This is a genomic window from Marinitoga arctica (genome assembly GCF_054657315.1).
The window spans coordinates 1-655 of record NZ_BAAHYY010000074.1 but is presented as its reverse complement, the minus strand read 5'-3'; the positions used below and the strand labels follow the sequence as shown (position 1 = coordinate 655).

2 protein-coding genes are annotated in these 655 nt (G+C 29.9%); both read right to left on the bottom strand.

The features are described 5' to 3' along the window. Window positions 1-271, bottom strand: a 271-nt coding sequence (locus ACYQ44_RS10410; protein ID WP_459997226.1) for an IS110 family transposase, incomplete at its 3' end; no start/stop codon positions are given. After that, window positions 249-446 (bottom strand): hypothetical protein, encoded by a 198-nt coding sequence (locus tag ACYQ44_RS10405; RefSeq protein ID WP_459997224.1) that lies wholly within the window; start codon window positions 444-446, stop codon window positions 249-251. The genes ACYQ44_RS10405 and ACYQ44_RS10410, both read right to left, overlap by 23 nt. Window positions 447-655 lie beyond the last annotated feature (209 nt).

Here is a 655-nt window from a genome sequence, read left to right as displayed (position 1 = left end):
CAACATAAGAGTACAATCTTAATTTTAAGCGAGAGATATCTTCATTAAACTTAAGATGAAGTCTAGTAAGATTACGGAGTTCATTAATCAAATGAGAATTAGAAACAAAAGGGACAAGAGAATCTGGAAAATTAAGAGCAATATCGAAAATAAGCTTAGCATCGATTTTATCAGTTTTAGGACGGTTAAGGATTTTACGATAAAGTTTCATATTATCAGTCTTAACCCAAAAAACCTTAATAGAATGATCATAAAAAAAAAGAAGCAACATCAAAAGAATAAACACCAGTAGATTCAAGAACAAGGAAAAAGTCATTAGAAACAGAATAAGCATTAGAAAACAAATCAAAAATGGCTTGGGGTGAATTTTTTACAGAACCCGAACCAAAGAAATCAGAAAAATAGTCAAGAGAGTCCTTAGAAACATCAATAGCTAGAATAGACATAAAAACACCTCCAGTTGTATACAGTCTCACATCCTCGCAGCACATAAATCGAGGAGAAAACGACATTTTCCGGCAAGTAATAAACTGTATACTAGTTTAAAAATCTTATTTAAGAGAATAAATCTCAAGGGGGTATCACCTAAAACTATTTTACCAGAGGCAAACTATAAAAGCAAATAAAATAAATAATAGATAAAAATATTAAATAT